The 778-nt window shown below is 34.3% G+C and carries 1 protein-coding gene; it reads left to right on the forward strand.

Annotated features, from left to right (window positions below; genetic code table 11):
- The coding region (locus E1176_RS20145; RefSeq protein ID WP_185152485.1) for a peptidyl-prolyl cis-trans isomerase at positions 1–680 on the forward strand (680 nt) is incomplete at its 5' end.
- Between the last annotated feature and the right edge of the window lie 98 nt (positions 681–778).

The raw sequence follows: 778 nt of genomic DNA on the forward strand, positions 1-778 counted from the left end.
CAGTATCTGGAAATTATGAACAACAGTTTAATCGTTTGTTGGAAGATTTCACGAATAAAAAAATACTAGAGTACGAAGAGGAGCATCTCGAAGAGAAGTATTTCGATTACAAAATGCTAGTGAAAGAATATAGAGAAGGGATTATGTTGTTTCAACTCATGGAAGATGAAGTATGGCAAAAGGCTGTAGATGACAGTGTGGGGCTGCGAGAATATTATGAGGAAAATAAAGAAAATTATAAATGGCAAAAGCGAGTAGACGCAATCATTTATAACAGTCAGAACAAGGAGGTTATTTCTGAAATTAAAAAGTTAATCGCTAACGGAGATTCTATTGCTTTCTCAAAAGAGCAATTAGAGGATAAGTATAATAAAGATGCAACGCTCGCCTTGCAGGTAGAAAGTGATAAATACGAAGCCGGAGAGAACAGCATAATAGATCGTATGAAAAATGAGGAGGGTTTACAAGAATTAAGCGCCAATGATAGACATATTCTCGTGTACATTAAGGAAACTCTACCTCCGGAAGTTAAGCCATTTAACGAGATTAAAGGATTAGTGATTTCTGATTATCAGAATCAATTGGAAAAACAATGGCTTGATGAGTTACAAAAAAAGTATATCATAACTGTAAATGAAGAAGAGTTAACAAATGTTTATAAACAACTTATTAAAGGGTAGCTTCTTTATCTTAATAAGCATAGCTGCAAATAGTTGTGACTTAATTAAAATGAAAGATGATGCTCAGGAGCCTGAAATCTCTTCTGAGCCGATAGCTC

The sequence above is a fragment of the Fulvivirga aurantia genome (assembly GCF_009711475.1).
GTDB lineage: Bacteria > Bacteroidota > Bacteroidia > Cytophagales > Cyclobacteriaceae > Fulvivirga > Fulvivirga aurantia.